Annotated in this window: 5 protein-coding genes; 1 reads left to right on the forward strand and 4 read right to left on the reverse strand. The window is 71.7% G+C overall.

What is annotated here, in order from left to right; translation table 11 throughout:
- Nucleotides 1–511, forward strand: a 511-nt coding sequence (locus AE652_RS38130) for a hypothetical protein (RefSeq protein WP_049659934.1), incomplete at its 5' end; no start/stop codon positions are given.
- 92 nt (nucleotides 512–603) lie between these two features.
- Here the strand turns inward: AE652_RS38130 and obgE are convergent.
- From obgE to AE652_RS45775, 4 genes are all read right to left on the reverse strand, one after another.
- Nucleotides 604–2,082, reverse strand: coding sequence for a GTPase ObgE (gene obgE, locus AE652_RS38135; RefSeq protein ID WP_049659936.1), 1,479 nt, complete (start codon nucleotides 2,080–2,082; stop codon nucleotides 604–606).
- A 140-nt stretch (nucleotides 2,083–2,222) separates the two neighbouring features.
- A complete protein-coding gene (rpmA, locus tag AE652_RS38140) occupies nucleotides 2,223–2,480 on the reverse strand; it encodes a 50S ribosomal protein L27 (RefSeq protein ID WP_030309712.1) in 258 nt (85 codons plus the stop codon).
- 14 nt (nucleotides 2,481–2,494) lie between these two features.
- The gene (gene rplU, locus AE652_RS38145) at nucleotides 2,495–2,812 is read right to left on the reverse strand and encodes a 50S ribosomal protein L21 (protein WP_045696828.1); all 318 of its coding nucleotides are present in this window, start codon (nucleotides 2,810–2,812) and stop codon (nucleotides 2,495–2,497) included.
- 230 nt (nucleotides 2,813–3,042) lie between these two features.
- The coding region (locus AE652_RS45775) for a hypothetical protein (RefSeq protein WP_053112531.1) at nucleotides 3,043–3,351 on the reverse strand (309 nt) is incomplete at its 5' end.

Raw genomic sequence — 3,351 nt, forward strand, 5'->3', positions numbered from 1 at the left:
CGGGGCCGGCACGGCCGGCGCGGCGGGCGGCGGGGCCGGTGCCGGAGCCGTCCCGGCGGCCGCCACCAGCGTGAAGGTCGGCCAGAGCGCCACCGTGGACTTCGCCGACAAGACCTCCAAGGTCGCCACCAAGCTGGAGGTCACCGTCACCGGCGTCGAGGCCGGTTCGGCGCAGGACTTCACCGCCGCCAAGATCAGCATCGTCGGCCTGGAAGGCCGCACCCCGATGTACGTCAGCTACACCATCAAGAACCTCGGGGACGCCAGCCTCTCCTTCACCGCCCCGGACTCGAAGCTCGTGCTCTTCGACACCACGGGCAAGAAGGGCGTCAACGTCCTGACCGCCGCGACCCCGCTGCCCAAGTGCACCGGCGCGAAGTTCCAGGGCGTGGCCAAGGGCGCCGAGGTCAAGGGCTGCACCATCATCTCCACCCCCGGCAACACCCCGGCCGCCGTCGGCTACACCGACCTGGCCGACCCGCTGAAGCTCCAGGCCTCCTGGACCAAGTGACGCCCCGTCACCGCCGGACACGCGGACGGCCCCCGCCACCTCGACAGGTGGCGGGGGCCGTCCGGACCGGACCGGTCAGCGGTCCTCAGCCCTCAGTCCTCGTCGTCGTCGCCCTCGATGGCGGCCTGGCGGCCGCTGGAGAGCGCCTCGAAGGCGAGGAACTCGGACTCGGCCGCGTCCCGGCCCTTCTGCTTCTCGCGACGGCGGTCGACCGCCGGGCGCGGGGTCTCGAAGCGGTGGTCCTCACCACGGCGGCCGAGCATCTCGGCACCGGCGGCCATGGTCGGCTCCCAGTCGAAGACGACGGCGTTCTCCTCGGGGCCGATGATGACGGTGTCGCCCTCGTGCGCCCCGATCTTCCACAGCTCCTGCTCGATCCCGAGGCGGGCCAGCCGGTCGGCGAGGTAGCCGACGGCCTCGTCGTTGCTGAAGTCGGTCTGGCGGACCCAGCGCTCCGGCTTGACGCCGCGGATGCGGTACGCGCCGTCCTCCTCGGTGATGGTGAAGCCGGCGTCGTCGACGGCCTTGGGCCGCAGCACGATCCGGGTCGACTCCTCGGCCGGCTTGGCGGCGCGCGCCTCGGCGACGATCCCGGCCACGGCGAAGCTCAGCTCGCGCAGGCCCTTGCGGGAGGCGGCGGAGACCTCGAACACCCGGTAGCCGCGCTCCTCCAGGGAGGCGCGGGTCAGGTCGGCGATGTCCTGGCCGTCCGGGACGTCCACCTTGTTGAGCGCGACCAGGCGCGGACGGTCTTCCAGACCGCCGTACTCGGCGAGCTCGGCCTCGATGGTCTCCAGGTCGGTCAGCGGGTCGCGGCCGGGCTCCAGGGTGGCGCAGTCCAGCACGTGCACCAGCACCGAACAGCGCTCGACGTGGCGCAGGAACTCCAGGCCCAGGCCGCGGCCCTGGCTGGCGCCCGGGATCAGGCCGGGCACGTCGGCGATGGTGTAGACGGTGTCGCCCGCGGTGACCACGCCCAGGTTGGGGATCAGGGTGGTGAACGGGTAGTCCGCGATCTTCGGCTTGGCGGCCGAGAGCACCGAGATCAGCGAGGACTTGCCGGCGCTCGGGTAGCCGACCAGGGCCACGTCGGCGACGGACTTGAGCTCCATGACGATGTCACGGGCCTCGCCGGGCTCGCCGAGCAGCGCGAAGCCGGGCGCCTTGCGGCGGGCCGAGGCCAGCGCGGCGTTGCCGAGGCCGCCGCGGCCGCCCTGGGCCGCGACGAAGCTGGTGCCGTGGCCGACCAGGTCGGCCAGCACGTTGCCCTTGCGGTCCAGCACCACGGTGCCGTCCGGCACCAGCAGGACGAGGTCCTCGCCGTCCGCGCCGGTGCGGTGGCCGCCCGCGCCCGGCTTGCCGTTGGTGGCCTTGCGCTTGGGCGAGTGGTGGTACTCCAGCAGGGTGGTGACCTGCGAGTCCACGGTGAGGATGACGCTGCCGCCCTCCCCGCCGTTGCCGCCGTCCGGGCCGCCGAGCGGCTTGAACTTCTCGCGGTGCACGGAGGCGCAGCCGTGGCCCCCGTTACCCGCGGCGACGTGAAGTTCGACGCGGTCCACGAAGGTGGTCATGGGTGTGCCTCCAGTGCGCGAGAGTCTGCTTGCTACCTGCGTAAAGCGTGAAGGGTGGACCGGAGAATTCCGGCCCACCCTTCACTGTGAGTCTTGTCCCGACCCGGTGGGTCTTCTCAGACTCGGGAGTCCGCGGGGACTCAGGCCTCGACGGCCACGATGTTGACGACCTTGCGGCCACGACGGGTGCCGAACTGCACCGCACCGGCGGTCAGCGCGAACAGGGTGTCGTCGCCACCGCGGCCGACACCGGCACCCGGGTGGAAGTGGGTGCCGCGCTGGCGGACGAGGATCTCGCCGGCGGAGACGACCTGGCCACCGAAGCGCTTCACGCCGAGGCGCTGGGCGTTCGAGTCACGGCCGTTACGAGTAGAGCTTGCGCCCTTCTTGTGTGCCATTTTTCGCTATCCCCTTACTTGCTGACCGAGTCGATGCTGGTGATGCGCACCGCGGTGTGCTGCTGACGGTGACCCTGACGGCGGCGGTAGCCGGTCTTGTTCTTGTAGCGCAGGATGACGATCTTGTCACCCTTGGTCTGGTCGACCACCTCGGCGTGAGCCTTCACGCCGGCCAGGACCCACGGGTCGGAGGTGACAGCGTCACCGTCGACGACGAGGATGGTCGAGAGCTCGACCGAGTCACCCGGCTTGGCCTCGATACGGTCGATCTCCAGCACGTCGCCGACGGCGACCTTGTGCTGGCGGCCGCCTGCGCGAACGATCGCGTACATGCGGTACCTGCTTTCCTTGCTCGGTCGGAACCCCCGACGCCAGCCACCTGGGTACGGACACAGGAGCCTCTCCCCGGCCCTCCGCGCGAACGCGGTGACCTCGGGAAGGTGATGTGCTCGGGAGCAATGGCGTAGACACGCCGATGGTCAAGAATACGGACCGGCCGCCCGGGGGGCAAACCGGCCCGTACGGCCCGGGGCGGGATCACTCCCGCCCCGGGGCGTGGGCACTACTCGGACGCCGTATCACCCTCGGCGGCCGCGGCCTTCTTGGCCGCCGCGCTCGTCCGCTTGGTGGCGGTCTTGCGGGCGGTGGTCTTCTTGGCCGCCGTGGTGGTCTTCTTGGCGGCGGTCTTCTTCGCGGCGGTCTTGCGGGCGGCCCGCTTCTTCGGCGCCGGCGCCTCCTCGGCCGCAGCCTCGGCGGCGGCCTCGACGGCCTCGGCGGTCTCCGGTGCCTCGACGGCCTCCGGAGCCTCGGCGACGACCGCGGCCTCCGCGGCCACGACCGGCTCACCCGGCGCCTCGGCGACGGCCTCGGC

It is taken from the genome of Kitasatospora sp. MY 5-36, from assembly GCF_001182915.1.
Taxonomy (GTDB): domain Bacteria; phylum Actinomycetota; class Actinomycetes; order Streptomycetales; family Streptomycetaceae; genus Kitasatospora.